Below are 2,622 nucleotides of genomic sequence, written 5' to 3'. Positions count from 1 at the left end.
CTGTAACTTTAGCTGACGCTGTCAGTTGAGGTGGGGAGTCCATACCATTGAGCGAAGAGGTGCGCGAGATAAAGCAGGTTTCAGCTTCGGTTTTATCAATACAAACATCACTAGGTAACCAGGCTATTACATTTGGTAGTGGCACGACAATTAACTTGAAGACCTTATCGATTCGTAAAATGCCAACACACTAATAACGGCCGAGAACAGCACCATAAACCTAACCAGTTAAAATAAATCATGTTGATCAGCGTTTTATATTGCATATTTGTAATTTACAGAGATGATCAGCTAGATGTTTTTTTAGACCTATATATTGGCCCTGACTTTAGACGTTAATTAACCCAAATAAAGGACTAAAAAATGAAGAAACAAAACCATAAAGCACTTATCGCCTTTGTAGCAGGCGTTGTTGCGAATGTTCCAGCCTTAGCGAGTGAAGAGATAGATACATGTAGCAAGGCACTTGAAATAGAGCAGCGTACAACGAAAAGCTATTATTTGAGTCACGATATTGACTGCAGTGGCTACACTTTAACGGCGCCTATCGATTTTAATGGCACACTTGATGGAAGAGATTATGCCATTCGTAACCTCACTATTGATACAAACAGCCGTTACGCAGGATTCTTTTCACAAATGGACGACGCTACAGTCAAAGACCTTACCTTTGAAAACATTACGCTAAAAGTAGGCAGTAAAGTTAATGCTGCCGGTATCTTAGCTGGTGATATCCAAAGCAGTAGACTGGAAAACGTCATCATCACTCACAGCCAGGTCCAAGCGACAGGTCAAACAGTACCGCAAGGAGTTGGCATAGTCGCCGGTCTTATTAGAACGAATAGTGAAGCAGAAACGATCAAGGCCTTTCATTCTAAACTTTGGGTTGATAAGAGTAGCAATGTGGGCGGCCTCTTTGGGTCTGCGGAAGACAACAACAATATGATCACCCTAAGCACGAGCAACAATCAATTATACATAGAGGGAGACAGTCGAACTAACTTGGGTAGTATTGTCGGTGACCTACGCAATACAAAGTTATCTGAAGTTAACAGTACCGATAACCTACTCAGCGCTCCTTTAGTGAGGAGAGGGAGTATGGGTATGTTGCTTGGCCAAAGCGTCACGGGGCGATTAACAGGCGCCACACTCGCCCGAAATGTACTGGACACACAGAGAAAAACTAAAAACTTACGCTTAGGGGTTATTTCGGGCTATATCTATCAACCTAAAGATTCGGCAGAGTCGCCTTCAATTCAAGATATTACTTACTATGGAGACCGCGTATTAGAGTGGTACAACAGCAAAGATGTTGTGCATACGGACAGCCTTAAAAACGTTGAGTAGATGGCTTTATTAGCCGATTAAAACCGCCCCGCTATATGCGGGGTGATTGCGATGTTATAGAAAATTTGAACGTTTTTATCTGAACTCAGTAGAAACTTAAGCTAGCACAGATCTGGACAAAAATTTGCCAGTGCTTTTGCTAAATTAGCAAACCACGAATAATCACAGGTATGGCAAAGTTGTTGTGAAGAGCTAGTGCGATGGATAGTATAGCACTAGCAAAAGTATTGGTTTAGGCCCGCACTAAGTGCGATGACGCAAAATTACCGAAGATCTTGGTGAATTTCTCAAAGTCTAAGATTTTATTATCTTCAATCCATAAAAAGTAATCACTTTGCCAGAGCTGAGTTTTCTTTGCTGAATTGGAAAACACTTTTGTTTTTAGCTCTCCACGGCTAGATGTCCATGGTGGAAACACTCTGAATGCCATTTTACCTTTAGCTTTATCTGAGGTAATGATTTTTTTATTAATCAAAACAGATAAAGGGAAGATAAACATCCCTCTTTTCGAAGATTCGTAATCATTAACCTCAACAAAAAGATAATCTAGATCATTCTTATCGTAAGGCATGGTTCTTCTAGATTCAGTGCTATTTTCATCTGGTCTCTTCCATATTGATAGAAAATTACCAGGTCTATCTGGTGTAAGGTTCCCCTTTCGATAGATAACTTTCTTTTTATCGATAGAGAATTCAAGCGCCTCATATTTACTATTCTGAGGGTATTGGTCTAACACTACGGGATGGGTTAATTCATACCCTTTAGATGTCAAATTATGACGTAAGAAAAAATCCACATCAATGAGGTATTTACACTGAGTCAAAATATTTCCTTTAAATAAAAAACGATGCAGCATCCTAACTCTTCGAAGGTTCGTAATAAACCGTTGGATTACTCCTAAAACCACCTTGTAAGTTTATGAAGCTTTCAAATCGATTGATAGAGCAAGAATCATGAGCTAAAAACAGCACTCTAACACCCATTTTTCAATCTTTGTGAGTTCTGGGTGTCAGATTAGTTCTATTTGGTCAAACACTGCTCACCTGTGAATGTAGACTTTTTGGCGAAACCAATTTAGGGGCACTTTCGAGCTAGAAAGTGCCACGAGTAAAAATTCAACATGAGAAGTTCTTGGACAATTCCTTGTCAGTGGCTTTCCTAAATTAGCATCTCACGGATAATTTCAGGTATTGCAAACCTTCAATCAAGTGGCCAAATTCACGACCCTGTAAATAATTCTGTGTAACTGCTCTTGGTTACAAGTATTCAGTTAAT

At 39.7% G+C, this 2,622-nt stretch carries 2 protein-coding genes; one reads left to right on the top strand and one right to left on the bottom strand.

Going from position 1 to position 2,622, the window contains the following annotated elements; all coding sequences use genetic code 11:
- The first annotated feature begins 363 nt into the window (after nt 1-363).
- Complete coding sequence (locus JC606_RS22945) at nt 364-1,347, top strand: hypothetical protein (protein WP_198779518.1); 984 nt, start codon at nt 364-366, stop codon at nt 1,345-1,347.
- Nucleotides 1,348-1,579: 232 nt separating this feature from the next.
- On the opposite strand, the gene JC606_RS22940 is transcribed toward JC606_RS22945, so the two are convergent.
- Nucleotides 1,580-2,083 carry a MepB family protein gene (locus JC606_RS22940; RefSeq protein WP_198779519.1) on the bottom strand — a complete coding sequence of 168 codons (504 nt, stop codon included), beginning with the start codon at nt 2,081-2,083 and terminating at the stop codon, nt 1,580-1,582.
- Nucleotides 2,084-2,622: the final 539 nt, after the last annotated feature.

The sequence above is a fragment of the Vibrio sp. IB15 genome (assembly GCF_016406055.1).
GTDB lineage: Bacteria > Pseudomonadota > Gammaproteobacteria > Enterobacterales > Vibrionaceae > Vibrio > Vibrio chagasii.
The sequence above is the reverse complement of the archived record's forward strand: the minus strand, read 5'-3'. Positions and strand labels throughout refer to the sequence as shown.